The organism is Niveibacterium umoris, from assembly GCF_014197015.1.
GTDB classification, from domain to species: domain Bacteria; phylum Pseudomonadota; class Gammaproteobacteria; order Burkholderiales; family Rhodocyclaceae; genus Niveibacterium; species Niveibacterium umoris.
Genome location: NZ_JACIET010000001.1, coordinates 2255911 through 2281229, shown reverse-complemented (window position 1 = coordinate 2281229; position 25319 = coordinate 2255911). Strand labels below are relative to the sequence as shown.

20 protein-coding genes are annotated in these 25319 nt (G+C 63.8%); all 20 read left to right on the top strand.

Annotated features, from left to right (window positions below; genetic code table 11):
• Positions 1-17: 17 nt before the first annotated feature.
• The 20 genes from sucD (at position 18) to GGR36_RS10190 (ending at position 25300) form a co-directional block, all read left to right on the top strand.
• Positions 18-911 carry a succinate--CoA ligase subunit alpha gene (gene sucD / locus GGR36_RS10285; protein ID WP_183634499.1) on the top strand — a complete coding sequence of 298 codons (894 nt, stop codon included), beginning with the start codon at positions 18-20 and terminating at the stop codon, positions 909-911.
• Between the two features lie 128 nt (positions 912-1039).
• Complete coding sequence (locus GGR36_RS10280) at positions 1040-1741, top strand: TerC family protein (protein WP_183634498.1); 702 nt, start codon at positions 1040-1042, stop codon at positions 1739-1741.
• A 1-nt stretch (position 1742) separates the two neighbouring features.
• On the top strand, positions 1743-2702 hold the full coding sequence (locus GGR36_RS10275; protein ID WP_183634497.1) for an ornithine cyclodeaminase family protein: 960 nt from the start codon (positions 1743-1745) through the stop codon (positions 2700-2702).
• Between the two features lie 100 nt (positions 2703-2802).
• On the top strand, positions 2803-3561 hold the full coding sequence (locus GGR36_RS10270) for an FHA domain-containing protein (protein WP_183634496.1): 759 nt from the start codon (positions 2803-2805) through the stop codon (positions 3559-3561).
• A gap of 20 nt (positions 3562-3581) precedes the next feature.
• Positions 3582-4352: an MBL fold metallo-hydrolase gene (locus GGR36_RS10265; RefSeq protein WP_183634495.1), complete on the top strand. Its 771-nt coding sequence runs from the start codon at positions 3582-3584 to the stop codon at positions 4350-4352.
• A 70-nt stretch (positions 4353-4422) separates the two neighbouring features.
• Positions 4423-6774, top strand: coding sequence for a GspE/PulE family protein (locus tag GGR36_RS10260; protein WP_183634494.1), 2352 nt, complete (start codon positions 4423-4425; stop codon positions 6772-6774).
• A 209-nt stretch (positions 6775-6983) separates the two neighbouring features.
• Complete coding sequence (locus GGR36_RS10255) at positions 6984-7484, top strand: pilin (protein ID WP_183634493.1); 501 nt, start codon at positions 6984-6986, stop codon at positions 7482-7484.
• A gap of 363 nt (positions 7485-7847) precedes the next feature.
• A complete protein-coding gene (locus GGR36_RS10250) occupies positions 7848-8348 on the top strand; it encodes a pilin (protein WP_183634492.1) in 501 nt (166 codons plus the stop codon).
• A 62-nt stretch (positions 8349-8410) separates the two neighbouring features.
• Complete coding sequence (gene tfpZ / locus GGR36_RS10245) at positions 8411-9184, top strand: TfpX/TfpZ family type IV pilin accessory protein (protein ID WP_338086656.1); 774 nt, start codon at positions 8411-8413, stop codon at positions 9182-9184.
• A gap of 273 nt (positions 9185-9457) precedes the next feature.
• The gene (locus GGR36_RS10240) at positions 9458-11314 is read left to right on the top strand and encodes a tetratricopeptide repeat protein (protein ID WP_221229519.1); all 1857 of its coding nucleotides are present in this window, start codon (positions 9458-9460) and stop codon (positions 11312-11314) included.
• A gap of 180 nt (positions 11315-11494) precedes the next feature.
• On the top strand, positions 11495-13399 hold the full coding sequence (locus GGR36_RS10235) for a tetratricopeptide repeat protein (protein WP_183634489.1): 1905 nt from the start codon (positions 11495-11497) through the stop codon (positions 13397-13399).
• Between the two features lie 56 nt (positions 13400-13455).
• Entirely contained in the window at positions 13456-15045 is a 1590-nt protein-coding gene (locus GGR36_RS10230; RefSeq protein WP_183634488.1) for a hypothetical protein, read from the top strand.
• 138 nt (positions 15046-15183) lie between these two features.
• On the top strand, positions 15184-16824 hold the full coding sequence (locus GGR36_RS10225) for a PglL family O-oligosaccharyltransferase (protein ID WP_183634487.1): 1641 nt from the start codon (positions 15184-15186) through the stop codon (positions 16822-16824).
• Positions 16825-16892: 68 nt separating this feature from the next.
• Complete coding sequence (locus tag GGR36_RS10220) at positions 16893-17498, top strand: methyltransferase domain-containing protein (RefSeq protein ID WP_183634486.1); 606 nt, start codon at positions 16893-16895, stop codon at positions 17496-17498.
• 7 nt (positions 17499-17505) lie between these two features.
• The gene (locus GGR36_RS10215; protein WP_183634485.1) at positions 17506-18927 is read left to right on the top strand and encodes a lipopolysaccharide biosynthesis protein; all 1422 of its coding nucleotides are present in this window, start codon (positions 17506-17508) and stop codon (positions 18925-18927) included.
• The gene (locus tag GGR36_RS10210) at positions 18924-19934 is read left to right on the top strand and encodes a glycosyltransferase (protein ID WP_183634484.1); all 1011 of its coding nucleotides are present in this window, start codon (positions 18924-18926) and stop codon (positions 19932-19934) included. Before GGR36_RS10215 ends, GGR36_RS10210 begins: the two co-directional genes overlap by 4 nt.
• Before the next feature lie 55 nt (positions 19935-19989).
• Entirely contained in the window at positions 19990-21954 is a 1965-nt protein-coding gene (asnB, locus tag GGR36_RS10205) for an asparagine synthase (glutamine-hydrolyzing) (protein ID WP_183634483.1), read from the top strand.
• A 4-nt stretch (positions 21955-21958) separates the two neighbouring features.
• Entirely contained in the window at positions 21959-23095 is a 1137-nt protein-coding gene (locus GGR36_RS10200) for a glycosyltransferase family 4 protein (RefSeq protein ID WP_183634482.1), read from the top strand.
• Positions 23092-24159 (top strand): MraY family glycosyltransferase, encoded by a 1068-nt coding sequence (locus GGR36_RS10195; protein WP_183634481.1) that lies wholly within the window; start codon positions 23092-23094, stop codon positions 24157-24159. The genes GGR36_RS10200 and GGR36_RS10195 overlap by 4 nt, the downstream gene beginning before the upstream one ends.
• Entirely contained in the window at positions 24140-25300 is a 1161-nt protein-coding gene (locus tag GGR36_RS10190; RefSeq protein WP_183634480.1) for a glycosyltransferase, read from the top strand. The genes GGR36_RS10195 and GGR36_RS10190 overlap by 20 nt, the downstream gene beginning before the upstream one ends.
• Positions 25301-25319 lie beyond the last annotated feature (19 nt).

Sequence of the window (25319 nt, the reverse complement as noted above, 5' to 3'; positions counted from 1 at the left end):
GCCCGGAGAACTCTGAAATGTCGATTCTGATCAACAAAGACACCAAGGTCATCACCCAGGGCATCACGGGCAAGACCGGCCAGTTCCACACCGAAAAGTGCCAGGAATACGCCAACGGCAAGAACTGCTTCGTCGCGGGTGTGAACCCGAAGAAGGCGGGCGAGTCCATCTTCAACATCCCGATTTTCGGGTCGGTGAAGGAAGCGGCGGCTGAAACCGGCGCGACCGTGTCGGTGATCTACGTGCCGCCGGCGGGTGCTGCCGCTGCGATCTGGGAGGCCGTCGAGGCCGATCTGGATCTGGCGATCTGCATCACCGAGGGCATTCCGGTTCGCGACATGCTCGAAGTGCGCAACAAGATGAAGGCCAAGGAAGCGGCCGGCGGCAAGAAGACCCTGCTGCTGGGGCCGAACTGCCCGGGGCTGATCACGCCCGACGAAATCAAGATCGGCATCATGCCGGGCCACATCCACCGCAAGGGCCGCATCGGCGTGGTGTCGCGCTCCGGTACGCTGACCTACGAAGCCGTGGCACAACTGACCGAAATCGGGCTGGGCCAGTCCTCGGCCGTCGGTATCGGTGGCGACCCGATCAACGGTCTGAAGCACATCGATGTGATGAAGGCCTTCAACGACGATCCGGACACCGACGCGGTGATCATGATCGGCGAGATCGGTGGACCTGACGAAGCCGAAGCCGCGCTGTGGTGCAAGGACAACATGAAGAAGCCGATCGTTGGCTTCATCGCGGGTGTCACGGCGCCGGCCGGCAAGCGCATGGGCCACGCCGGTGCGCTGATCTCCGGCGGTGCCGACACGGCTGACGCCAAGCTCGCCATCATGGAAGAGTGTGGCTTCAAGGTGACCCGCAACCCGTCTGAAATGGGCAAGCTGCTCAAGAGCCTGCTCTGACCGACGCAAGCTTGCGAAACGAGACGCCCGGCCCGTGCCGGGCGTTTTGTTTTTGCGCGGACGTCGCTTGTGGAGGTCTCTCCGCCGGGACGCTCCGCTAGACTTGCGGTTTCGGTGCTCGCCCGCTCATGCCTGACCTTTCGGACATCCATTTCTGGTCTGCCGTTGCGCAGATCATCGTGATCGACCTCGTGCTGTCGGGAGACAACGCAGTGGTGATCGCGCTCGCGTGCCGGAACCTGACGCCTGATCGCCGGCGTGCCGGCATCGCATGGGGCGTGCTGGGTGCCGTGGTCTTGCGGATCGTGCTGACCGCGTTTGCCGCCTTGCTGATGGGCTGGCCGTGGTTGAAGCTGATCGGGGGCCTGTTGCTGCTGTGGATCGGCGTCAAACTGATGGTGCCCGAGCAGGAAGGCGAGCACGAGATCCATGGCTCGGGCAGCGTCTGGGGGGCAGTCAAGACGATCATCGTGGCTGACTTCGTGATGAGTCTCGATAACGTGGTGGCTGTCGCCGGGGCGTCGCACGGCAGCATTCCGCTGCTGGTGTTCGGCTTGATCGTGAGCATTCCGATCATCATTTTCGCCAGCCAGGTCATCATGCACCTGATGGAGCGCGTGCCGCTCGTCGTGACGATAGGCGCCGGGCTCCTGGGTTGGGTGGCGGGGGGGATGATTGCGTCTGACCCCGCGATCAAGCCCTTGTTGGCGGGCCTGCCGACCTGGTCGGGCTATTTTGCTGCATCCGCCGGTGCGACGCTGGTGGTGGTGATCGGCGTCGTGATGACGCGTCGCCGCGCCCGGGGCTACCGCGTTCTTGAGGAAGGCTGAAATGGCTGCGCTCTACCTGACCGAGGCCGAGGTCGCCGCGGTGATAGACATGCCGCTGGCGCTCACTGCGGTCGAGTCGGCACACGCGGCGCTGGCGCGCGGTGAAGCCGTCGACTATCCGCGCCAGCGGGTCCGCAGCGGCAAGATCATTCACCACTTGTTGCAGGGCGGGTTGCTCGATGCGCGCCGGGTCACCGGCTACAAGACCTACACCTCGTCGCGCAACGGCACCCGTTTCTGGTTGCACCTGTTCGATGCCGACTCGGGCGATGCGCTCGCGGTGATCGAGGCCGACCGGTTGGGCATGATGCGCACGGGCGCTGCTGGTGGTGTGGCGGCGCGTTGGCTCGCGCGGTCCGAATCGAAGCGTGCGGTGGTGTTCGGGGCGGGCTGGCAGGCACGCGGGCAGGTCGAGGCGCTGGCCTTGTCCTTGCCCATCGAAAGGTTTTCGGTGGTCGCGCGCGATCGCGCCAGACTCGAGGCCTTCTGCGCGGAAATGGCGGGGCTGACAGGCAGGGAGGTGAAGGCTGCTGACGCGGTGGAAGACGCCGTGCGTGCGGCCGATATCGTCGTCACGATTACCTCCTCGCCGAAGCCGCTCTTTGATGGCAACTGGTTGCCTGCTGGCTGCCATGTGAATGCGGCGGGGTCGAACGCGCTGATTCGCCGGGAACTGGACGAGGCGGCAGTCGCCCGCGCCGATCTGATTGCCGTGGATACGCGTGCGACGGCGCTGCGCGAAGCCGGCGACTTGTTGCCGCTGCTGGAAAAAGGTCGTCTTGCAGAAGGGCGTCTCGTCGAGTTGGGCGATATCATCGCCGGCTTCCGACCGGCGCGAACCGATGCGCGCATGGTGACCTTGTTCGAGTCCCAGGGCTTGGCGATCCAGGACCTGGCACTGGGGGTCGAGGTGCTTTCTCGGGCGCGGGATGCCAAGCTCGGCACACCCTTGCCTTACTGATTTGGCCGGAACCCGTTGCCCCGCAGAGCGGGGCGCGGCATGATTCCAGTCTCGGTGCTGCGGGCGAACACGATCGCGCACCCTCTACCCGGAGTTCTGCATGCCGAAAATCGTCCTGAGCATGGATGGCCTCGTGCTGAAGGAAATCGCGCTGGACAAGCAGCGCATCACGATTGGCCGCAAGCCTCACAACGACATCCAGATCGACAATCTGGCGATCAGCGGTGAGCACGCGTCGATTGCGACGATCCTTCAGGACGCTTTCCTCGAGGATCTGAACAGCACCAACGGCACGTATGTGAACGGGCAGCCGATCAAGAAGCATGCCTTGAAGGACGGCGACATCGTCGAACTCGGCAAGTACCGGCTCAAGTTCTTGAAAGACACGCCGCCGCCGGCCGCCGCCAATACCTTCGAAAAAGCATTCGAAGTGCCGCAGGACTTCACCAAGACGCAGAACACCACCATGCGGGCCGCGGCCGAGACGATGGTGACGGGTTTCGCCGAGGGGCAGACCGCCACCCAGGGCGTCACCGCATCGGGCGGCCTGACCGGCACGAACTGGTCGCAGCCCGATAGTGACCAGGCCGCGCAGATCGGCGTGGTGCAGATCCTTTCCGGTCGCAACGCCGGGCGTGAACTCGAACTGAGCAAGTCGCTGACGACGCTGGGCAAGCCGGGCCTGCAGGTCGCAGTCATCACGCGTCGTGCGCACGGCTACTTCATCACTCATGTGGAAGGCACCGCCTTCCCGGTCATCAACGGGCGCGAAATCAGTGCGCAGGCGCATCCGCTGACCGATCACGATGTGATCGAGCTGGCGGGCGTCAAGATGGAGTTCTACCTGCGCGCCGGTTGAGCGCGCGGGCGGGGCGGGCCGTGGAGGTACGCGTACTCGGTTGCAGTGGCGGCATCGGCGGTCTGGACGTCCGCACGACTTCGCTAGCGATCGACGATGACATCCTGATCGATTGCGGCACTGGCGCAGGGGTGCTCGACGTGCCGGCGCTGGTGGCGATCGACCATGTCTTCCTGACGCATGCGCATCTTGACCACATCGCCTATCTGCCATTCATCATCGACACCGTCGGTGATTACCGCGATCGCCCGCTGACGGTGCACGCGGCGCCGGAAACGCTGCGCATCATCCGATCGCACATCTTCAACTGGCTGATCTGGCCGGACTTTTCCGCCATTCCCGATCGGGCGCATCCGCTGATGCGCTTCAATGAGCTGCGTGTCGGCGAATCGATTGATATCGGTGGTCGGCGAATTACTGCGTTGCCGGCGCTGCATGCGGTACCCGCAGTCGGATACCAGATCCGCTCGGAACGCGGCGCGAGCCTGGTCTTCTCTGGCGACACCACGCTCTGCGAACCGCAAATCGCAGCGATCAACGCGATTGACGAACTGCGGGTGCTGATCGTCGAAACCGCCTTCCCGAACATGCAGCATGATCTGGCGCTCGCAGCGCGGCACCTTTGCCCGCAGATGCTGTTCTCGTTGCTCGATCGGCTGATTGTTTCGCCCGATGTGTTCATCACGCATTTGAAGCCGGCTCAGGCGGCCGAGATCACCGAAGAGATCGCGACCTACGCGGGACGTCTCAGGCCCCAGATCCTCAAGAACGACAAGGTTTTCCGCCTCTGATCGTCGCCCGCGCGCGCATGCGGGGGTTTATCATCTGCACGGGAATCTTCGCCAATCTGGGGGGCGATCGATGAGTGTCATTCCGGGCCGCACCAATGCGGGTGACCTGAGCCGTCGGCTCGCGTTTTTCAAGGGTCTGCAGGCGCTGACCGCGCGCATTCATGCGACCAACAACATCGACGAGATCATCTTCGAACTCTCGGCCGATATCTGCAGCTTGTTCGGCGCCGAGCGCATCACGCTCTATACGGTGGACGAAACCGGCGCGGCGATCGTTTCCAAGATCAAGACCGGGCTGCACTCGATCAAAGCGATCAGGCTGCCGATTTCCGATCGCAGCATTGCCGGCTACGTGGCGCTGCACAAGACGCTGCTGAACATTTCCGACGTCTACGATGCAGTGGAGCTGGAGAACATTTCGCCAACGCTCGAATTCCGCCGCGAAGTCGATGAGCGCAGTGGCTATCACAGCAAACAGATGCTGGTGGCGCCGATTCTTGGCGCGGCCGAGAGCGAACTGCTCGGTGTCGTGCAGTTGATCAACGCGCGGGACGGATCGCGCTTTACCGCTATCGACGAAGAGGGTCTTCAGGGCCTCGCGCAGACGCTCGGGGTGGCATTTGCGCAGCGCCTGTCCGAAGACAAGCCCTTGCGCAACAAGTACGATTATCTGGCGCGTATTGGCATCGTCTCGCTTGAGCAACTGGATGAGCTGGCGAAGCAGGCGCGTGAGCGCAACGCGAGCGTGGAGAACTTGCTGCTCGACGACGTGCGCGTCGCCCCCGCGGCGGTCGGCGATTCGATGTCGCGCTTCTATGGCGTGCCGTATGAGCCCTTTCGTCAGGAGCGGGTCAAGTCGATGCACCTGCTGCGCAACATCAAGAAGGATTACGTGCTGCAGAGCGGCTGGTTGCCCCTCGAGGAAACGCAGGAGGGCGTGATCATCCTGACCGTCGACCCCGAGCAGGTGCGCGGCGCGCGTGTGGCGGACAACGTCTTCCCCGGCGCCAAGCTTTCGTTCCGCGTCACTACGCGGCGCGAATTCGAAAAGACCGCGCAGCAGCTCTTCGAACAGTCCTACGACGAATCGTCGGTGAGTGACCTGCTTTCGGGGCTTAGCGACGACGAGCGCGACGGCCCTTCGCAGGAGGATATTTCCGCTGCGGCGGACAACGAACTCGTCAAGCTGGTCAACAAGGTCATCATCGAGGCGCACCGGCAGGGCGCGTCCGACATCCACATCGAACCGCGCCCCGGCAAGGAAAAGACGTTGATCCGTTTCCGCAAGGACGGATCACTGGTGCCGTACATCGAGGTGCCCGCCAGCTTCCGCAACCCGCTTGTGACTCGCATCAAGATCATGTGCGATCTTGATATCTCGGAGCGCCGCAAGCCACAGGACGGCAAGATCCGCTTCCGCAAGTACGGGCCGCTCGACATCGAGTTGCGCGTCGCCACCATCCCGACCGCGGGTGGTATGGAAGACGTGGTGATGCGCCTGCTTGCCAACGGCGAACCGCTGCCGCTGTCCGATCTGGGCATGTCGCCGCGCAACCTCGAACGCCTGCACAACACGATCAACAAGCCCTACGGCATCTTCTTCTGTTGCGGCCCCACCGGCTCGGGCAAGACGACAACGCTGCACTCGATCCTCAAGGAACTGAACACGCAGGACACCAAGATCTGGACGGCCGAAGACCCGGTCGAAATCACCCAGCGCGGGTTGCGACAGGTGCAGATCAACCGCAAGGCCGGGCTCGACTTTGTCGCGATCATGCGCGCCTTCCTGCGTGCCGACCCCGACGTGATCATGGTTGGCGAAATGCGCGACAAGGAAACCGTGACCATCGGCATCGAGGCCTCGCTCACCGGCCACCTGGTGCTGTCCACCTTGCACACCAACAGCGCGCCGGAATCCGTCGTGCGCCTGCTCGACATGGGCATGGATCCCTTCAATTTCGCCGATGCGCTGCTCGGCGTGCTCGCCCAGCGTCTCGCCAAGCGCCTCTGCAAGCACTGCAAGGAAGCTTATTTCCCCGACGACGACGAGATTACGGCGCTGATCCACGAGTACTGCGAAGACCTGCGCATGACGCCCGAATTCCTTGCCGATCCGGTCGCCGCAGAGGCCGCACTGCTCGCGGACTGGAAGAATCGCTTCGGTCACGAAGGGCGGCTCGTCTTGCACCGCGCCAAGGGCTGTCAGGAATGCACCGAAGGCTACAAGGGGCGCGTCGGTCTGCATGAAATGATGGTCGGCACCGATGAGATCAAGCGCCTGGTACAGAGCCGCGCGCCGGTCTCCGAACTCCTCAACTGCGCCATGCAAGACGGCATGCGCACGCTGCGGCAAGACGGCATCGAGAAGGTGCTGCAGGGCATCACCGACATGAAGCAGGTGCGGAAAGTGTGTATCCGTTGATCGCCCTGACGATTTCGCGCTGTGATGTGACGAAATTGGTCGGTTTTGGCTGGGCCTCGATGGACGGGTTGCAGGGCGACACCCGGCGAAATGTCGAATTTGATGTTGTGTGACGCATTTGTGGTGAATATGGTGATTTTGGCGCAAACCTTGCATACAGTAGGCGTGTCGCGCTAACCACTTTCTTCACCTCGCTGGAGTTGTCACCCATGAAGCAGATTCAGAGCGGTTTCACCTTGATTGAACTGATGATCGTAGTTGCGATTATCGGAATACTTGCTGCTGTTGCGCTGCCGGCGTATCAGGATTACACAGTGCGCGCTCGCGTCAGCGAAGGGTTGGTGGCGGCTTCGGCAGCAAAGGTAAATGTTCAGGATGTTCTGTCATCCGGTAACCCGTCTGGTGCTGCAACCGGCTACGCGTTGGGTTATACAGTCCCGTCTGCATCGCGCAATCTTTCCAGTGTCGCGATCACGGCCGCTACCGGTGTGATCACGATTACCACCACATCGGCAGCCGGGAATGGCACGCTGACGATCACCCCGAACGCCCCTGTGGGTACTGCGCTGCCAACCGGTACTGCGACCTTCACGCCGCCAGCTCAAGCGGTCGCATGGCGTTGCATGGCGAGCGGCGCCTCCGCGTCTGGTTTCGCTGGCGCCACCGCTGGTACGCTCCCGTCGCGTTTTGCGCCAGCCGAGTGCAAGTAAGCACTCTGGTTTGAAGAAAGAGAGCGCTTCGGCGCTCTTTTTGTTTGGAGAATGCGTGCGAAAGAGTGACCAACGCTCTGTATTGCGTTCAAACGGACGCTGGCGTACTTTCCTGCGCGCCCTGTTTCGCGTCTGCGAAGCGCCAGCGATTGCCGTCTGGTGTTCATTGGCTGACGCAATGCGCTAGATCGAGTGACGTTTTTGGTCATGTTTTGGCCGTTTGCGAACCTGGCGTGTCAGCTTGTCTGTAGAAAAACTCTGCAAAAACAGCGGCTTAGATTTATTGTTAAGGACGGGCACGACTTGTGCCATATACCAAGCGAGCGGAACCCCGCCCGACCAAACTGCAACAGGAGATTCCAAATGAAAAAGATTCAACTCGGCTTCACGCTGATCGAACTGATGATCGTTGTTGCGATCATCGGCATTCTGGCCGCAGTCGCGCTGCCGGCTTACCAGGACTACACCGTCCGTGCCCGCGTTTCGGAAGGCCTGGTTGGCGCTTCGGCCGCCAAGGTTAACGTGCAAGACGTGCTGGCCAACGGCAACCCGACCGGCGACGCTCTCGGTTACTCGATGGGCTACACCGTTCCGTCGGCTTCCCGCAACGTGTCGAGCATCTCCATCGCTGCTGCGACCGGCGTGATCACCGTGACCACCACTTCGGCTGCTGGTAATGGCACCCTGACCATCACCCCGAACGCCCCGGTGGGTACCGCGCTGCCGACGGGTACCGCAACCTTCACGCCGCCGGCCCAGTCCGTGGCATGGCGCTGCATGGCCAGCGGCGCTTCCGCCTCTGGCTTCACCGGTGCCACCGCTGGCACGCTGCCGGCACGCTTTGCACCGGCTGAATGCAAGTAAGCTTTCTTGCTTGAAAACAAAGAGCGCTTCGGCGCTCTTTGTCTTTTGTGCGGAGGAAATGAGTGAGAGATCGGCAACGTGTCCGTATCGCGATCAAGGCGGGCTTGACGCATCTTCTTGCGAGTGTCGTGATCGCACTGATCTGTGCGGCCCTGGTCTTCCAGGTGTGGTATCCCTTTCCTTACAACCGGATTCTCGGTGGTAAGGAGTTGTTCTTGCTGGTGGTAGCGGTTGATGTTGTTTGCGGGCCGGTTCTGACCGCCGTGCTGTTTGACAGGACCAAGAAGCGCCATCTGCTGATCATGGACATCGGTCTTGTTGTCGTAATCCAGCTTGCTGCGCTGGCCTACGGTGTCTTCACGATGTACCAGGCGCGGCCGGTATTCCTGGCCTTCGAAGGCAACCGTTTTCGTGTCGTCCGCCATCTGGACGTCGATTTCGAGCAGCTTGCGCGTGCGCCAAAGGAGTTTCGGACCATCCGTCGTGATGGCCCGACGCTGATTGCGGTGCGCTTGGCGGCTTCCACAGATCGCGACTTTCCGCAGAGTATCCAGATGTCGCTACGGGGCGACCACCCTGCTTTTCGCCCTGAAAGATGGGAGCGTTACGACCTGCAACGCAGCAAGGTTGTCGCCGAACTCAAACCGATCGCCAAACTGCGCGAGAAATACCCGCTGCGCCAGAAGATGATCGACGACATGCTCCGACAATCTGGCGCCAACGAGCGCGAACTCGGCTATTTGCCGATGGATGCGGGTAAGTATGCGGATTGGGTGGTGGTCGTTCGCCGCCAGGATGCGCAACCAGCGGCGTATCTGCCGTTGGATGGCTGGTGATTCGGGCTCACACGGGTTGTGGGCACGCGGGTAACGCGGCCGCAGACCCACACGGGTCTTGCGCGTCGCCTCAGCGCTCACTGCCGCCCGATCGCTCGCAGGTGTTGAATTGCGAACTCCGTGCCGCCCCGAATCGGGAAGCGCGGTTTACCATCGGTACGTTCTCCCAACCTGATAACGCTGGTCAAGGCTTTCTCGATGCGTGCACTCCGGCTTGACGTCGTGCGGTTCCTACCGCTCCTGCTTCTGATGTTCCCGCTCGGCGTTGTGGCGATGAGTTTCGCGGGAGTGGTGGCGAACGACTATGTGTGGGATGACCGTTTCCTGATCGTCAACAACCCGGCGATTCGCCAGGTCGAGCACTTTTTTGCCGCGATCGTCCGCCCGATCTTGCCCGGAACGACCTACTTCCGGCCGCTCGTGTTGGCAAGTTTCATGGCTGAATTCCGGCTGTTCGGCGCGCATCCGTGGGTTTCGCACACAGTGAATCTCGGGCTTCATCTGTTGAACACTGCCCTGGTGATGGCGATCGCGCACGGCCTGGCGCGACGTCTGGCCCCCCGCGCGGCCGCTGCGATTGCCGGCTTGATCTACGGGTTGCATCCGGCGCTGGTCGAACCGGTAACCTGGGTGGCCGGGCGATTCGATCTGCTGGTGACATCCTGCGCGCTGCTGGCGCTCGGGTCTGGGTTGTTTCTGTCGGGATGGCGTCGAAACCTCGCGACCGCGTGTTTCTTCTTGCTTGCCTGCTTCTCGAAAGAAATGGCGGTTACGGTTCCGCTCTTGCTGCTGCTATTGCTGGGTATTCGCGCGAAGAGTGACGGGCGATCAGGCGAGATTCGCGACCTGATATTCGGCGACCGACGGATCGGCCTGTGGGTCGCACTGGCACTGACCGGCTGCGCGTATCTCGGCATGCGTTTGGCGTTCTTTCCGCATGTGATGCACGCCAACGAAGAATTGCTGGCAGAGCTTCCGTCGCAGCTTGCGCGCATCAGCCTGGTTGGACATACCTTGCTGCTTTACGTCCGTATGATCGTGATGCCATTCACCGATCTGAATCCGATGCACCCGTTCTTCGCCGAGCAAATGGCGCATGGTCCGTACCTGGTAACCGGCGTGATCGTTGTCGTGCTCGCACTTGCGTACGGTGTTGCGATGATTGTCTGGCGACAGCCTGTCGTGTGGTACGTCGGGGCGGTTGTCGTGGCCCTGATGCCGGTTTTGAACATCGTGCCCTTGACGATTGGCGGCAACCTTGGCCATGAGCGCTTCCTGACTTTGCCGCTGGTTTTCGTTGCGCTGCTCGCGGCGCACCTCGCGGGTGTTGTGCTGGCTCGCCTGCCCTCTCCGCGGGCTCCCCACCTTCTAGCCTTCGCGATGCTGCTGTGGAGCGTGGTGGCCGTCGTCAATGTTCGCGTAACCGTGCCGCTTTGGCGCACTGACCTGACGCTCTGGTCGTGGGCGTACGCCAAGCACCCGGATGTCGTCTTCGTCCAGACAAGCTTGATCGCTGCGGCCTTGAGCCAGGGTGACACTGCACGAGCGAGCGAGGTGGTGGAACGGATCGGACAGACAGAAGTTGTGACCCTGCAATTGCTCGGTGCGGTGGTCAAGGTGCGGCAGCACCAGGCGGCCATCGGCCTTGCCGCGATTGATCGGGTGCTGGCCGAAGGCAAGCTCGCGGGCACGCAGCTCCCGCATACCGAAGTGGAGCAGCGCGGTATTCCGCTCAAGGATGCTTACCTTTCGGCGCAACAGGGCTACGCTTACACCTGGCTGGTGGTGCTGGCCTATGGTGGGCGAGCGGAGGCAAATCTGGAGCTAGGCAACTATGCCGCAGCTATCCACGACGCGGACATCGTTCAGTTCTATGCGCGCGAATACCCGCCGGCATACGTGCTTCGTGCCGTCGCCTGGTACGGACTTGACGACGTCGACCAAGGCGATGCGCAGTTCAAACTCGCACGGGACACCTACTTGCCAGCGATGCTTCCGTACATCTTGGACGTGCGCCAAAAAGCGGTCGATACGATCTGCAGCAAAGATGCAGCAGGCCATCCGCGCGTCTGCGAGGCGCACAGGCAGGGCCGCTTCGGTCCTCCTCCAACGGCGCAGGCTCGATCTTGACCGCCTCGGTGCCGCGCTCGCGATCAATGTCAAACAATGGTATCTGCGCGCTTCTCACGAAGGCGTGCCATGTGTTGCATGGCAGCTTCTGGTGGGTGCGGCTGTGCGACGCCAACACGTCGTGCAATGTTCTCGAGATCCCAGGCGCCGCGTAGGCGCCGCTTGATGCTGGAACTGCACATGCTCAAAAGCGCTTTGTCGCGCCTGCCGAAGTCCCTTCTGTTTGCGCTGCCGCTGGTGCTGGTCGCGATGGCCTACTGGGGTGTCCTCTCTTGCGACTATGTCTGGGATGACCGGCCCGCGTATGCGGATAACCCGTTCGTGCGGCAGGCAGGCGACTTCTTCGCCGCGGTACTCAGGCCTGCGCTGCCGGGCACGAGCTATTTTCGGCCGCTGGTTCTTGCAAGCTTCATTCTCGAGTTCAGGGCCTTTGGCGCACAGCCCTGGATTTCCCATGCGGTGAGTCTTGCACTGCACCTGTTCAATACCTTCATGTTGGCCTGGGTGGTCGCGAGCGTGGTGCGCGACGAGCAGCGATACAAATGTGCGGCGCTGGCCGCGCTCGTCTACGGGCTGCATCCGGCGATGATCGAACCGGTCGCATGGGTGTCCGGGCGCTTCGACCTGATGGTTGTCAGCTTCACCCTGATGATGTGCTGGGCCGGGTTGAACCTCTCCGGCTGGCGCCGCAATCTCAGTGCCGGATTGCTCTACCTTTGCGCTTGCTTCTGCAAGGAGATGGCTGCGCTGGCGCCACTGATCCTCTTCGCGCTGATTGGACTTCAGGAACGCCACCCCTTTTCGCTGAGAGCTTGGTGGGCCGTTCTGAAAGACCAGCGGCGCCTCTTGCTGTGGTTGTCGCTCTTGCTTGCTGGTGTTCTTTACCTCGCTCTGCGCGTGAGATTCATCGAGGGCGTGATGCATGTGGATAGCGAGTTGACGAGTGCGCTGACTTCGCTGGGCTCGCGTGCCGGCTTTGTGGGCGCGACGCTGCTCTTTTACGTCAAGCTGATCGTCTTCCCCTTTTTGCAGATCAGCCCGCTGCATCCGCTGGAGGCTGCGGCCGGTCGTCCGGTTGTGCCGGTAGCGGAAGGGTTGGCTGCGCTTGGTGCGCTGCTTGCGTTGGCGATCTGGCTGGTGCGTCGCCGCTCGCGCTGGGCGTGGTTCCTGGTCGCGTGGGTGGCTGCGATGCTGCCAGTCGCCAACATCATTCCGCTGACCATCTTCGGCAACATCGGACACGAGCGCTTCCTTGCTCTGCCGATGACCATCGTGGCGCTGTGGGTGGCGACCCTCGCACGACCCCTGTTTGCTGCGCCTGCGACGACGATTGCGCGCACCGCGGCCTACATGGCTGCGGGTATTTGGGGGGGCGCCGCGCTACTTACCGCGTGGGCGACCGTGCCAAAGTGGCAGTCGGACTACAGTCTCTGGTCTTGGGTCTACAAGACGCATGCCGACCGCCCTTTCGTCCAACTGAACTTGCTCAATGCGGCGGTGATGGCTGGGGATCTTGAGACGGCACGGCAAGTGATTGCCCGGGTAGGTGAAACCCGGAATCTTTCGATCAGGTTGCTTACGGGCGTCGTCGCGGTGCGCTCCGGCGAGTTCGAACGGGGAATCGCTCTTCTCGACGACGTCATGGCATCTCAACCCCTACCTGTGGGCGGAGCCGATCAGCGGAGCGGGGGGGGCTCAGCGCAAGCCATGCCGCTTGGTCTGCGCGATCAATATGCTTGGTGGGTGACGCAGGGCTACGGGGCGCGGGCCGAAGCGCATCTTGAGCTGGGGCGCTATGCGCAGGCGTTGAGCGATCTGGACTGGGTCCGTCGCTACGCGCCTGACTATGCGCCGGGCTATCTCCTGGCGTCGGTGGCCCTTTATGGCCTCGATCGGCTTGACGACGGTGATCGGGCCTATCAACAGGCAGAACAGTTCTACTTCGTGGAAAAGCGGGCCGACGTCGACCGATTCCGCGTCCAGGCCGTGGTCCGACTCTGCTCGGCGTCGACGGGGCGGCCCGACACGGTCTGCAGGGCGTTTGCTTCGCGCTTCCCCGAGCAGTTCAAAGGGATGAGCCGGTGACCGGTTTTGCGCGGGCTTCGCAGCCCGGAATTCGCGCGCTTGTGGTTCCGCTTGCGTTGGCGATCCTTGTGGTGCTGATCGTCGCGTCGGCCTGGGTGTCCGACGATGCCTACATCAGCTTTCGGGTCGTAGATAATTTTCTGTCCGGCCGCGGCCTGACCTGGAACCCCGGCGAGCGTGTGCAGGCATTCACGCATCCGCTGTGGCTCTTTGCTCTGATACTGGTTACCGCTGTCGTGAAGAGCGTGTTCGTCGCGGCCATCGTGCTGGGCGTGAGCTTGTCGGTGCTGGGAGCCTTTGCACTTCTGCGCATGGCGCAGCGGCGAGGCGAACTGTCGCTTGCCATCGTCGCCATGGCCTTGCTTGCTTCACGCGCCGTGTTTGATTTCTCGACCTCGGGGCTTGAGAACCCGCTGACGGCGATAGTGCTGATTGGTCTGGCAGCGCGTTTGCTGGAGCCCAAGAGCAAGACGGGGCTGTTCGCAGGGTTAAGCATTGCCTTGCTCTACCTTACCCGACCAGATGCCCCAGTCCTTGTACTGCCGCTCGTGCTGTGGCATTTCGTCGCCAGTCGTGAACGTGGCGTATTCCTGCGCCAGTTCCTCGCGGGTGTCTCACCTCTCGTGCTGTGGGAGCTCTTCTCGCTCTGGTATTACGGCGCACTCGTTCCGAACACCGCGTTCGCAAAGCTCGGTGCCGGGCTTGGAGCGGGTGAACTGGCATGGTCGGGTTTGCGCTACCTCTACGACTCGTTCTCGCATGACCCGGTAACGCTGACAACCGTTGCGGTGGGCGCGTCCCTGGCGTTCTGGAAGGGGACGGTGTTGCATCGGGCGGCGGCAGTGGGGCTCTTGCTCCACCTCGGCTACATCGTTGTAGCGGGGGGCGATTTCATGTCCGGTCGCTTCCTGACGGGAACGTTTGTATGGGCGCTCGTACTGCTTGCCACTGGGACGAGTCCCCTTCGCCTCCGACTACCGGGCCTTGTAATCGCTGTGGCCGCGTGCGCATCAATTGTCATAAGGATAAACGCCGTTGCGGCCCCGGTGATTCTGCCGACTTCGGGCATCGCGGATGAACGGGCAGCCTATAGTTACGCGACTGGCATTTGGGTGATTGCCAGCAATGGGGGAGTGCTTGAGCACCCGCTCGCCAGTTCGGGGCGTGAGTTGGCGCAGCACGGCGCGCAGGTGATCGTCGGTTGCTATGTCGGCATGCTTGGATTTTTTGCCGGGCCTGAAGTGCACATCGTTGACGTGATGGCTTTGACGGAGCCTTTTCTGGCGCGTTTGCCGGGGCGTGACAATCCTCGTGTCGGGCATTTCGAGCGTGCGCTTCCGCCGGGTTACTTCGAGTCGCTGGTGGCAGGGCAGCCACAGCTGAATTCCTCGCAACTCAACGAACTATGGCGCGATGTCCGTCATGTGGCCTCCGGTGACCTGACGGATCCCTCACGTATCGGGGCAATATTCCGCCTTCTGCAGTATCGCGCTGGCAAGGATGTTCCGGGCTACGATCGCAACCGTCTGGTGATGCCTGGCCTAGACGTTGTGTACCCGACCGACTCCGCGTTCTCGTGCCTTCGGATTCCCTACGGCGGGCCATCGACGTTCGCGACAGGACTTCGCATTCCGCGGTTTCGCTAGGAAGGGCTCGGCATTAGCCACAAGGATTCCCCGCGATGATCTCGGCACTGATGGAGACGCCGCTGAAGACGGCGTCAGAGCTTCCCCATGATGGATAAATTGGCTTCCCCCATTCGCGCTTGGGCGCTCTGCTTCGCCTTGGCCATTCCGACGGCGCTGGCCCTGCGTTCGACCCCGCAGGTCATGTTCTGGGTGGAGTGCTTCACGGCGACGCTCGTTGTGGCTGCCTGGCTGACGACCGAAGCCAGGGTGAGAGTGGGACCGCTCGCAGTCTTGCTTGCGGTGGGGGTCGGCGTGATCGCGGCGACGCAGGTGTCGCTTGCTGGGGCGATGGTCGGGTTGTGCGTGTACCTTGCGCTGTTCTGGCTCGCGAATGGCCTGGTGGCCGTTGACCAGGTGCGCACTGTTCGCGCTGTCCTGGCGGGCCTCTACTGCTGTGCGCTGTTGCAGTCTGCGATCGGGGCCCTGCAACTGGCCGGCGTCGATCTTCACGGCCTGGTGCTCGCAAAAATCTACCAACAGGCGTACGGGAATATCGGGCAGGCCAATCACTACGCGGCGCTGTTGAGCCTTGGGCTCGTTGCGGTGATTGGTGGGGCCAAGCGCTTCCATGTTCCCCGAGTCGTGCTGGCCTGCTCTGTGCTCGGATTTGCGGTTTTCATCGCTGCCTCCGCGTCGCGTGCGCCCTGGTTCTACATGATCGCCTTCATGCTCTTGGGTGTCTGGGCGCTCCGTGCGCCGGGCGGGGATGCGCGATCAGCAGGAAAGCTCGCGATTGCGACTGGTGGCACCGCGCTGGCTGTCCAGGTTCTGTTTGCCAACAGTGGCCTGCTCGATCGTCTTGGGGTGACTTCCTCGATCGCCCGCGCCGCGGACGCCGGTTCCAACGGCCAGCGCCTCTACGATTGGTCGCTGGCAGTATCTGCGATCAAGGCGCACCCGTGGCTGGGCGTTGGCGTCGGGGGCTTTCATGGCTGGGCGGTCGAGCAGATGCCGCTGACGCCGCATGTGCCGTTTTCCAAGTTCGCCGAGCATGCCCACAACCTGCCGCTGCATCTGGCGGCGACGATGGGGCTGCCGTTTGCCGTGCTGTTCGTCGGCCTGGCGGGCTGGTGGCTGATCCGGCAGTTGCGGGTGCCGATGACACCCGAGCGGCTCTTTGCGCTGTGCGGGTTGTCGGTGATCGGCTTGCACAGCATGGTGGAATACCCGCTCTGGTACGCCTATTTCATCATTCCGGCGGGGCTCTTCTGCGGGATCCTTTCGGCGACTGATCCTGGTGCGCGGACCTTTGAAGTTCCGGCGTGGGCGATGAAGACGCTGGGTGCGGTCTTCGTTGTGGGGCTGCTATGGGTGGCACGCGATTACATCATTGTCGAACGCGCCTACGCGGATTGGTCGAGCCGACGCAGTCAGACCACGGATGTCGAACGAGCGCGCATTCGCGCCGAGCTCGCCGGCATATCGGACTGGTCGATTGTTGCCGACCATGCGCGCTCGCTCGAACTGCAGACCTGGAAACCGGTGCGCGCCACGGCGGCGCGCGTCGCGCAGCAGTGCGACGCGGCCTTCAAGGCGCGCCCGTCCTGGGGGCTGGGTACGCACTGCCTGCTCGCCAAGGGCATGGCTGGCGACGCAGCCGGGGTCGAGCGGATGTCGCTGGTGCTGTGCGAGGGCTTTCCGCGGCATCACGGCATGCTCAGGGAGTGGGCCGCCACGGCGGACGAATATCAACCGCCTGTATCGGTGCGCAGCTTCAACTGCCTGAATAGCCGCTGAACGCCCGCTGAGCCCTGCGCGACGGACGGTATACTCGGCGGCTATCTACCATCGCAAAGAATATCCACATGGCCGTCATCGACAAACGGGGCGTACTGGCCCGATTCCAGGCGGGCGAGCGCCTGTCGATCGAGCTGGGCTGCGGGCCACACAAACGCGATGCCGAAGCCGTTGGATTTGATGCGCTGGATTTCCCCGGTGTGGATCTGGTCGGCGATGTTTTCGAATCGCTGGCCCAGCTGCCTGCGCACAGTGTCTCCGCCTGCTATTCGGCGCATTTCTTCGAACACATCGATGACTTGCCGCATTTGATCGACGAACTCGGCCGCACACTGGCGCCCGGCGCGATTGCGACGATCAAGGTGCCGCATTTCGCGAACCCGTATTTCTATTCAGACCCGACCCACAGCCGCTTTTTCGGCCTCTACACCATGTCGTACTTTGCGCGAGATGCGCTGTTGCGCCGCAAGGTGCCCAATTACGGACGCACGCCTGCGTTCGAATTGGCGGCCGTTCGCTTTGGATTTGATTCTCCGTTTCCGGTGCGTGGTTTGCTGAAACGGGCGATCGGACCGATCTTCAACCTCACCACCTGGGTGCAGGAGTTCTACGAAGAGAACCTGTGCTACCTGTTCCCGTGCTACGAAATCGAATACCGGCTTCGTCGCCTTTGATGCGCTGATGTCGCTGCGATCGAGCCTGGCCTACTTCGTCTTCCGGGGCGCTTCCGGCGCCCTGGCCGTGGTCACCGTTTCGGTGTTCGCGCGCTTGATGGGGCCCGCGGGTTATTCGACCTGGACGCTCGCTGTCGTGCTGAGCACCTTTGTGGCGGGAGTGCTGATCCAGCCTATTCATTCGTCTCTGGCGCGCTTTCTGCCGCGACCCGGCGGCGCGGAGCTGGTTGCGACATTCGGCCGCCTGTTGCTCGCTGCGGCCGCCTGCGTCTCGGTTCTCGCGGGCGTCTTCGCGCTGCTGGCACCTTCATGGATTCCGGTCGGCGTGATCGGGCTGGCCTTGATGCTTGGCGTGTCGCAAGGCGTGTTCGACTTTGCCGCGCAGCACTCGTCCAGCACCCTGCAAGCCCGTCGCTATGGCCGGCTGTACCTGTTCAAATCGGTCATCGCCTTGGCGGTCGGAAGCTCGGCGCTGATGGCAGGCATGGGGGCCTCCGGCGCCGTGGCGGCAACCTGTGTTGCGTATCTGCTCGCGACGGCGGTGTTCGGGCGCCTTGCCTGGGCGGCGGTGCTGCTGGGTCGATTCAGGCCTGAAAGCCTTCCGGAGATTCGCACCTACGCGGTGCCGGTAGGGTTTGCCCTGCTCACCGGGGCGCTCCTGCAGTGGGGCGATCGCCTGGTGCTGGCAGCGAGCGTCGCGCCGGCGCAGTTGGGCGCCTATGGTGCAGCGGGCGACGTTGCGCAGCAGGGTTTCGGACTGCTTTTCAGCGCCTTCCATCTCGCCTGGTTCCCGCGCCTTATCGCGGCCTGGGAAAAGCGCGCGCCGGATCTGCAGAATCAACTCGACCGCTACGCCCAGTTGTCGCTGCTTGTGATGGTGCCGGCCACGCTGGGCTTTGCGCTGGTGGCGCGGGATCTGGCGGGCGTATTGCTGGGCGCCGGCTTCCGCGACGATGCCGCGCTGGTGATGCCATGGATCGCGCTGGCGGCGCTGCTCGGCGGCGTGCGCACCTATCTTTTCGATCTGCCCTTGCACCTGTCGCAGCGCATGGGTATTCAGAGCCTGATCGCCGGGGGCAGTGCCTTGCTTGGTCTTGCGCTCAACCTGTGGCTGGTGCCGCGTTTCGGCATCGCGGCGGCGGCGGGGGTGGCGGTCGTCGCACAAGGCTGCGGCTGTGTCGCGAGCTACCTGGTCGGGCGCGGCACCCTGTCGCCGCGCTGGGCCATGCGGGATCTCGCCGCGGTTGGCGGGGCCGCAGCGGCCATGGCGCTTGTGGTGCTCTGCCTGCCGCTTGCCGGGGTCGTTGGTCTGGTCGTCAAGGTGCTGGCCGGTGCGACAGTCTATGCGCTGGTGGTCCTTGCGCTGGATGCGGCAGGCCTGCGCCGGATGCTGCTGGCGCGCCTGGGCGGGGGCGCGGCGCGATCGTGAAGACCATTTCGGCGCTCGCCTTCACCCAAGGGCGCGATGTCCCGTCTGCGCGCTTTCGCGTCCAGCAATACCTGCCGCAACTCGCGGCGGGGGGGGTGAGTCTGCGCGAGCGCCCGGCACGCTTCGGCAGCTATCCACCCGGCCCGGGGGCACAGCGGTTGCCCTGGTTCATTGCGACGCTTGCCGAACGTGCGCTCGCGGCGGCCGCGGGCAATCGGGCTGACGTGGTGCTGTTCCAGCGCGAGATGGTGTCGACATTCGATTGGCCTGAGCATCTGTGCCGCGCGCCGGCAGTACTTGATGTGGACGACGCGATCTGGCTGACGCAGCGACGGGGCATGATCGACCGTCTGGCGGCCCGCTGTCGCACGGTGCTGTGCGGCAACGACTACATCGCCGCGCACTTTTCGCGCTTTGCCCCGGTGAAGGTGTTGCCGACGGGCGTCGACACCGACCGTTGGGTGCCCGGTGAGCGGGCAGCGCGCCCGACGCTGGTGTGGTCAGGCAGCGCCGGCGGCCTGCCGTATCTGTATGCGATCGAAGCGCCGCTCGCGCGCCTGCTGGCGGCTGTGCCGGATGCGCGGCTCCGTGTGGTGTGCAACGCGGCACCGAAGTGGGCACGGCTGGACCCGGCCCGCGTCGAATTCGTGCCCTGGTCGCCGTCGAGCGAGGTTGCGGCGGTGCAATCCGCCTGGGTCGGCCTGATGCCGATGCCCGATACCCCATGGACGCGCGGCAAGTGCAGCTTCAAGATGCTGACCTACCTCGCCTGCGGCGTGCCGGCGGTGGCTTCGCCGTATGGCATGAATGCCCAGGTTATCGCGGGCGGCGGCGCCTTCGGCGCGGAATCGGATGACGACTGGATCGGGCAACTGCTCGCGCTGCTCGGCAACGATGGGGCTGCGCGCGAGGCGGGCCGCGTCGGGCGCCAGCAGATCGAACGCCAGTACTCGGCCGCGCTGATCGGCACGCAGCTTGCTCAAGCCTTGCGCGAGGCGGCGACTTGATGCTGCTATGCGCGCCCGTTACCCTCAACGACTTTGTGAGCTGAGACGCATCGCTATGTGTGGCATTGCCGGATTCTGGGGCGCCTCCGCTGCTTCGAGTGAAGCGCTGTGCGGTCTCGCACGCGCCATGGGTGAGGCGATCCAGCATCGCGGCCCGGACGGGCGCGGGGAGTTTGCGCTCGCCGACGTCGGCCTTGCGCTTTCACACCGACGCCTCGCCATCATCGATCTGACCGAGGCCGGGCATCAGCCGATGCACGCGGCTTCCGGCCGCTGGACCATTGTCTTCAACGGCGAGATCTACAACTACCTGGTGGTGCGTGCCGAGCTGGAACGTGCGCGCGGCGGCATCGCCTGGCGCGGGCATTCCGATACCGAGTTGCTGATCGAGGCGCTCGATTTCTGGGGCGTGGAGGGCACCTTGTCGCGCTGCGACGGCATGTTTGCCTTCGCCGCGTGGGATAGGGAAGGCGGTCGCCTGATCCTGGCGCGCGACCGCCTCGGTGAGAAGCCGCTGTACTACGGCAGCATGCCCGATGGCACGCTGTTGTTCGCATCCGAACTGCGGGCCCTGTACGCTCATCCGTCGTGGCGCGGGCAGATCAATCGCGACGCGGTCGGCATGCTGATGCACTACAACAGCATCCCGGCGCCGTTCAGCGTCTGGCAGGGCGTCGCCAAACTGCCGCCGGCGCACTGGCTGGAGGTGCGCGATCGCAAGCCCGGCGCGCCCAAGGCCTACTGGTCGCTGGTCGATGCAATGGCAAGCGGCGCGGACGCGCGACAGCAAGCAGCAGGGGCGGAAGCGGGCTGGGTCGATCGCTTCGAGCAGGTGCTCGGCGAAGTGGTCGAGCAGGAAATGCTCTCGGACGTGCCGCTTGGTGCCTTCCTGTCCGGCGGTATCGATTCCTCGCTGATCGTCGCGATGATGCAGAAGCGCGCCTCGCAGCCGGTGAAGACCTTCACCATCGGATTCCGCGAGGATGCCTTCGATGAGGCCCGCTTTGCCCGCGAGGTCGCGGCGCATCTGGGTACCGAACATCACGAGTTCTACCTGTCCGGTGACGATGCGCTGGCGGTGGTGCCACGCATCGCAGATCTCTACGACGAACCCTTTTCCGATTCGTCGCAGGTGCCGACCTGGCTGGTGTCGCACCACGCGCGCCAGCATGTGACGGTGGCCCTATCGGGCGACGCGGGCGATGAACTCTTTGCCGGCTATACCCGCTATCTGGTGGGCGACGGGTTCTGGCGCCGCGCCAGCAAAGTGCCGTATCCGCTGCGGCGTTTGATTGCAGCAGGCGTGGGCATGGTGCCTTCCCGGGCATGGGACAGCCTTGGCGCGGCGCTCGGGCCGGCGTGCCCGAGGCTGCTGCGCAATTCGCCGGGCGACAAGTTCGCGCGCATCGCCCGCATGCTGCGCGAACGTTCGCCGGCGGGTTTCTACGACGAGCTGATTTCACACTGGAAAGACCCGGCGACGCTGGTGCCAGGCGCTCGCCTTGCGCCGCTCGAACTGGCCGAATCGGCCGCGCGCGCCGGGCTCAGCGACATCGAATTCATGCAGGCGCACGACACGCTGGCCTACTTGCCGAACGACATTCTGGTGAAAGTCGATCGCGCCGCGATGGCGGTGAGCCTGGAAACCCGCGCGCCCTTCCTTGACCGACGCGTGCTCGAGTTCGCCTGGACGGTGCCGGAATCGCTGAAGGTGCGCGAAGGCAACGGCAAGTGGCTGATGCGCGAGCTGCTGGCCCGCCATGTGCCGCGCAGCCTGTTCGAGCGCCCCAAACAGGGATTCGGCGTGCCGCTCGGGCCGTGGTTGCGGGGCCCGCTGCGCGAGTGGGCCGAATCGCTGCTGACACCGACTGCGCTCGCCGAGAGCGGCCTGTTCGATCCGGCGCCGATCCGGCGCAAGTGGAACGAACACCTCTCCGGTCAGGCGCAATGGCATTACTACCTGTGGGATGTGCTGATGTTCCAGCAATGGCACCAGCGCTACCGCAGCCATATCGGCTGAGCGCATGCGCATCGTCCTGTTCGCCAACACCGACTGGTTCCTGTGGAACTTCAAGCTCTCGCTCGCGCGCGCCTTGCGCGACGCGGGGCATGAAGTGATCCTGCTGAGCCCGGCGGGCGAGTTTGGTGAGCGGTTGCGAGGGGCCGGTTTCGACTGGCGCGCTTTTCCATTGTCGCGCTCAGGCATCCATCCGGTCGAGGAGCGGCTGAGCATGTACCGGCTGCTCGCGCTGTACCGCAAGCTCAAGCCCGATCTGGTCCATCACTTCACCATCAAATGCGTACTCTACGGTTCGTGGGCGGCGCGAAAGGCCCACGTACCGCGGGTGGTCAATTCGATCACCGGGCTGGGGTTCGCGCTGCTGGCGACAACCTGGAAGGCGCGCATGATCCGGCCGGTGGTGGTGGGCTTCTACCGCCGCGCGCTGGTCGGCACTCAGGTCATCTTCCAGAACCGTGACAACCGCGACACGCTGGCCGCACTCGGCGCACTCTCGCGCGCCAGCGTCCATGTGATTCCCGGTGACGGTGTTGATACCCGCGTATTTGCGCCACCCACTGAGGTGTCATCGGGCAAGACGGTGCTGATGATGGGCCGCCTGCTCTCGTCCAAAGGGGTCGCCGAATACGTAGCCGCCGCGCGCATCGTGCGTCAGCGGCATCCGGACGCCCGCCTGCTGTTGGCGGGCGCGCCCGATCCGGGTAACCCGGAAAGCATTGATGAACACACCTTGCAACAGTGGCGCGACGAGGCTTCGGTAGAATTCCTCGGCCACCGCAGTGATGTGGTGGCCTTGCAGCAACACGCGGATATCGCGGTGCTGGCGAGCACACAAGGCGAAGGGATGCCGCGTGCGCTGCTGGAGGCGGCCTCCTGTGGCAAGCCGATGGTGGCGACCGACGTGCCCGGCTCGCGCGAGTTGGTGGTCGACGGCGTGAATGGTTTGCTGGTCCCCCCGGGTGACCCGGCGGCGCTGGCCGCGGCGATCCTGGCCTTGCTTGACGACCCGGCGCGAGCCGCGCGGATGGGGGCGCAGGCGCGTGCAGACGTGCTCGCCGAGTTGTCGGACGAACGCATCGTGGCGAGAACGCTGCAGGTGTACGGAATGGACGAGCCGTCTGCGGTGGCGGGAATCGCGTGAGCTTCAATTACCTCTTCTACCCCTTCGCGCTGTCGCTGATCTTCTGTCTGGTGCTGGCGCGGCTGGCGCCCTGGCTTGCGTTGATGGACAAGCCGGATGCGCGCAAGCAGCACGGGCGCGCGGTACCGGTCGTCGGTGGGCTCGCGATCCTCGCTGCGTATGTGCTCGCGCTGAAGTTGCGCGGCATTGGCGGCAACCTGTACGAAGCCCTGCTGCCGGTAGGGCTGGTGCTGGTGGTGGGCGTGATTGACGACGCGCGTCCGGTATCTGCCCGTACCAAGCTGGTGGTGCAATGCATCGCCGCCTGGCTGCTGTTGCGCACCACCGGGTTCTCGCTCGACAGCGTGCCGATTCCGGGTGTGCCTGGCGGTTTACCGCTCGGACCGCTGGACACTGCCGTGACGATGGTCGTGATCGTCGGCGTGGTGAATGCGCTCAATCTTTCAGACGGCGCTGACGGCCTTGCGGGCGGGCATGTGATGATTGCCTTGCTCGTGTACCTGATTGCTGCGCATTCGGCGGGCCGGCAGACCGAGGTCTTGCTGGTCGTCGGCCTGATGTCCTCAGTGACCGGTTTCCTGATCGTGAACGCGCGCCACCCGATGCTCGACCGTGCCCATGTCTTCATGGGCGATGCCGGTGCGCTGGCCCTTGGCACCTTGCTGTGCTGGTTTGCGATCCACCTGTCGCGTGGTGCCCAACCCGCGATGCCGCCGGTGCTGCTGTTGTACGCGGTGGCGCTGCCCTTGCTGGACATGGCGACCGTGACCGTGCGCCGCATCCTTCAGGGCGCCTCGCCGATGCGGCCCGACCGCACCCACCTGCACCACATTCTGTGCCTCAAGGGCATGTCGGTCGAGTTGTCGGTGCCCCTGCTGTGGGCACTGAATCTGACCATTGCGCTCTCCGGGCTGCTGTTGTGGAAGCTCGGCGCGTCGCAGGGGATGTTGCTGCTGGTCTGGGTGGGGGTGCTGATCGGCAAGATGCTGTGGATGCGGGTGTGGGAAGAGGTCGAGTCCGGCGCCGAGCGCGATCCTGCGCCGGATGAAACCGCGCAACCCTGAAGCGATGACGTCTCCGATCCGTGTCTGTGTGGTGATTACCGGGCTTGGCATCGGCGGTGCTGAGCATGCTTTGCTCAAGTTGCTGGCGGCCGTCGATCGCAAGGCCCTTGACGTGTCGCTGGTGGTGCTCGGGGGGCTGGACACGCTCGCACCGCAGTTCCGCGCCATCGGCATCGATCCGGTGTTCATCGGCCTGAAGGCCGGGCGCTGGCCGTTTGCCGAGGTGGGGCGACTCATCGAGACCGTGCGCGCGCTACGGCCTGACTTGCTGCAGGGCTGGATGTACCACGGCAATCTGGCCGCCAGTTTCCTCGCCGCACGCATCGGGGTGCCGGTGTGCTGGAGCGTGCGTGACACACCCGACGCGGCGCATGGCCACAGCCGTTTCACCCGCATGACGATTGCACTGTCGCGCTGGTACGTTGGCCGTGTGGCGCGCATCTTCAATGTTTCGGCCCGCAGCGCGGCTTACTGCGCCGCGCATCTTGGCTGGCCGGCAGCGCGCACCGAGGTGCTGCCGAATGGCTTGGATGTATCGCAATTCCGGCCCGACGCCTCGGCCCGACACGCTTTGCGCAGCGCCCTCGGGGTGGAAGAGGGCGCCGCATTGATCGGCATGGTCGCGCGCTGGAGTCCGGTCAAGAATCACCGACTCTTTTTGGATGCCGCGGCGCGGGTGCGGCGCATCAGACCGGACGCCCGTTTCGTGCTGGTCGGCAAGGATCTCGACGACGGCAACGCCGAACTCGCGGCATGGCTTGATGAACTCGGGTTACGCGCTGTGGTGCACCTGCTCGGCCCGCGCCATGACGTCGCGCAGCTCTATCCGGCCTTCGATCTGCTTGCGCTGACCTCGCGCAGCGAGGGCTTCCCGAACGTGCTGGCCGAAGCGATGGCCTGCGGTGTACCGGTGGTCAGCACCGACGTTGGCGATGCGAGGGATATCGTTGGCGATACCGGGCGGATCGTGACCGCCACGCCGGACGCCTTCTCGGAAGCCATCGTGGCGCTGCTGGCAGGGCAGCAACGCGACGTGCTGGGCCAGGCTGCGCGCGCCCGGATCGTCGAGCATTACGAGATCACGGGTTTGGCCGCCCGTCTGGTGGATCGCTACCGCACACTGCTGGGTGCCGGACGTTGAGCGCGACGCAGATTCCGCT